Below are 3,087 nucleotides of genomic sequence, written 5' to 3'. Positions count from 1 at the left end.
CCAGAATCCAAATGCTTTCATTTTTGCTTCATAGTCAAAGGGATTCAGCACCTCGGTGCACCAACCATCGTGTTGACGCTTATTGTTATCGATAAATACAATGCAGTTGTTCAGACGATTGTGTGCTAAGAACTGAAAGGCCTCCCAGTTTTGTCCTTCATTCAACTCACCATCACCAATGCATACATACACATACTGATCCTCAATGCCCGCATGCCGTAATCCGTAGGCGATGCCCGCAGCCACGCTGGCTCCTTGGCCCAAAGAACCACCTGTTGCATCGATTCCCGGTGTTAGGAGTCGATCCACATGGCTGGGCACATGCGTACCGATCTCATCCATGGTCAACAATAATGCTTTGTCAAAAAAGCCTTTCTCGGCTAAAGCCGCTTCTACGGCAGGCGCCGCGTGAGCCTTACTCATTACCAGATAATCGCGTCCCTCCCAGTTGGGGTTTTTCGGGTCATATTTCATCTGCTTGCCATACAAAACACTGAGCAGTTCTGTGACAGAAAGACATCCGCCAATGTGCCCCATGCCCCGCTGACGGAACATCTCCAACTGATCAATACGAAGCTGAGCGGAAAATTTCTTTAGTTCCTTGCGTTTTTGCGCGTCCATATGCTACCTCCTAAAAATTGATAATGGGTGTTCAGGTGCAGTCATAAGCCTCGTAGCTGGCGGATTTTCCGGACAATACAGCCTTGAAATCCTCCAGCAGCGGGTGCTGGTGCCAAGTATCATTTGTCTGAGCCACATAGTAGGCCGTTAATTGCACAAATGCTAAGCTATACAATGGACTCAGCGGTTCACTAACCAGATGCGGCACACGCATCACGCCGGCGCCTTGCAACATCTGATTATTAGACAGAATAAATACTCTGTCTGTCATTTTATGAGCGGCTTTCCAAGCTTGCTGAATCCGTGCGCTTGTTTCATCTCCCGGATCCAAGAAAATCATATTATAGTTAGGCGTTAGCTGGACCTGAGGACCATGGATGAATTCATCCACCTCATATCCGACGGCCAAAATATGTACTGTCTCTCCGATTTTCACCGCGCCTTCAAGTGCAGTACCATAGTTGGCGCCGGCACCAATCAGGTACACACGTTCCATGGATAGAAGTTTCTGTTTGTTGGCTTCAAAATACGCTGGATACCCTGCAATCAAAGCATCATAGTTGTCCATACAGGCCAACATTTGACGCTTTTGCTCGGCCAATGCCTGTTCGCTCAGTCGTCCCTGTCCATGGGCCGCATACAGGGCAAAGAGCATCAAAAACGCGGTCAGTGTCACCACGCCTTTGGTCACAAAGTCCAGTTTCTCACCGCCCAGTCCAAAGTCGATTACTTCATCCGCTTCTGTCTCGAAATCGGAATGAATATTGCCTGTCAATCCAATGGCATGAATGCCCAGTTTTCGGCACAACTGCAACGACTCAATGGTATTTGTGCTGCAACCACTTTGAGAGATACATACCACAAAGTCGTCTGGAGTCATATCGTGTTCATAATGATTAAAGGTAAAGGGCGTTACAATTTTTACTTCTACACCCAAGTACTGTTTCATATAATAACGAGCGCAATATCCCGCATTGCAACTGGACCCGCAGGCTACCAGCCACACCGTACGATAAGGTCTGGCCAAATACAATTCTACCATACGCTTTGTCAGCTCTTGTCCATTTTCAATGTTGGCACGCACTTGGGCGGGTGTCTCCCGAATGTAACGCAGCATGGAAAGCTCCGTATAATCCAAAATTCTCATTCCTTTCTATATACTTTCTACACCCGTCATACCGTGACGGTTTTTTTGCTCACGCCTTTGGGGTTATCCGGATCAAACCCACGACTCAAACTACACAGACACGCAAACATTTGTGCGAACACCGCACCGCTAAATACTGCGCCAATTCCGTCGTACTGTTCCGGAAGCAATACACTTGTATCCCCCATCTTCGCCAACTCCGGACGATTGGTCACTACCGTACACCAGATGCATGTTTCTTCTTTTAAACGTTCTAACAGCGCCTGTGCACAATAGTTTGTGTGTTGATCTGCCATTAAAAAGATATACGGCACAAAACGTTGCGCAGTGGCGATTGGGCCATGACGATAATCCGCTGAACCATAACAACGAGCGTCCAAATAGCTGGTTTCCTGAATTTTCAACTCTGCTTCGTTGGCCAGAGCATCCATCAAACCGCGCCCCATAACCATAAGATGTTCACATTCGCGGTAATAACGCACCACGTCCCGAACCTGCGGTTCCAGTTGAGTCAAAGCCGTTTGTACAATTGTTGGTGCTTCGTCCAATACCTGCAGCAGTTCAGGATCCTGTGAGATATATGCCGCGATAGCCGTCAATATTGTGACTTGGGTCAAGTAAGATTTACCTGCCGTAATGCTACGCTCCGGGCCACAGTGATTGTTGATTTGATATTTTCCTGCCTGCGTCATGCGCGACCCCTCGGTGTTGGTCACACTGACGCATACTCCGCCTTGCTCATCACACGAACGCATTACCTGATACAAATCCTCGGCCGCGCCGGACTGAGACACTCCGATCATAAGTACATTGGAATAATCCGGAGCAGACTTATAGGCTGTAACCACGCTAGGCGCACCAATACTAGTCACCATACCGCATTTGGTTTCCAGTAAATAACGGCCTACCAAATTGGCATGATCGCTGGAGCCTCGCCCTACCAAGACGGCCGTCTTAATATTTCTTTCTCGAACTTCTTGCGCAATTTGACGGCAGATTTCTCGGTTGGCAGCCAGGCAATCTGCCACCGCTTTGGGCTGCTCAAAAATCTCCTTCCAGAAGATCGAACGGCTGGTGTCAATCATACTTTTCTCCTCCTACTAACTGTGAACTTGTGTCAAATGATACTTGGTGGATCAATGCTGTACGAAAGTGTACTGGGCAGTCTTTGTGCTGAACTTTCATTGTTCACATTTTATAGAACCGAAATGTTTTCATTCCAAGGCACTGTACCCGTGCCGGCATATCACTCATCCGGCCAAAAATGCATCCAGAGCCAAAAGCTCTTCTTTTGTTTTTACATGTGTCAGCTTTTCTAG

At 47.7% G+C, this 3,087-nt stretch carries 3 protein-coding genes; all 3 read right to left on the bottom strand.

All coding sequences use genetic code 11. From position 1 onward, the window contains the following. A partial coding sequence (locus tag AB5H98_RS13170) for a transketolase (protein ID WP_367926340.1) occupies positions 1-621 on the bottom strand: 621 nt, incomplete at its 3' end. Between the two features lie 31 nt (positions 622-652). Continuing rightward, a complete protein-coding gene (locus AB5H98_RS13165; protein ID WP_367926339.1) occupies positions 653-1,759 on the bottom strand; it encodes an SIS domain-containing protein in 1,107 nt (368 codons plus the stop codon). 35 nt (positions 1,760-1,794) lie between these two features. After that, positions 1,795-2,853 (bottom strand): SIS domain-containing protein, encoded by a 1,059-nt coding sequence (locus tag AB5H98_RS13160; protein WP_367926338.1) that lies wholly within the window; start codon positions 2,851-2,853, stop codon positions 1,795-1,797. Between the last annotated feature and the right edge of the window lie 234 nt (positions 2,854-3,087).

The organism is uncultured Ruthenibacterium sp., assembly GCF_963558415.1.
In the GTDB taxonomy this organism is placed as follows: domain Bacteria; phylum Bacillota; class Clostridia; order Oscillospirales; family Ruminococcaceae; genus Ruthenibacterium.
The sequence above is the reverse complement of the archived record's forward strand: the minus strand, read 5'-3'. Positions and strand labels throughout refer to the sequence as shown.

Coding starts and splice junctions, on each gene's coding strand:
- AB5H98_RS13160 (WP_367926338.1), bottom strand. CDS start 2,853: ATGATTGACACCAGCCGTTCGATCTTCTGGAAGGAGATTTTTGAGCAG.